A 259-nucleotide genomic window follows, 5' to 3' on the forward strand; every position below is an offset into this window, starting at 1 on the left:
GTGTTCAACCATGAAAAAAGAAAAAAAACCAATCAATTTGAAGTGGATGGTGCTGGCTGTTGCGTTAGCATGTACATTTTTTTTCGTTCTCGTTTTCATTGGTTTTGAAGTTCAAAAAGATTTTATACCCAATTCGGTCCCTTTAATGCAAGGACATGATCAAGCGATAGGACTGCAAAAGCATGAATGAGAAAAGAGGGAGCCATCATGATTCAAATAGATCCAAGAAGCGCTGCGCCAATATATGAACAAATCATTG

At 37.5% G+C, this 259-nt stretch carries 1 protein-coding gene; it reads left to right on the forward strand.

What is annotated here, in order from left to right:
* On the forward strand, positions 1–190 hold a 190-nt coding region (locus SB775_RS31045), incomplete at its 5' end, for a hypothetical protein (protein WP_410865118.1).
* Positions 191–259: the final 69 nt, after the last annotated feature.

This window comes from Peribacillus sp. SIMBA_075 (assembly GCF_046534585.1).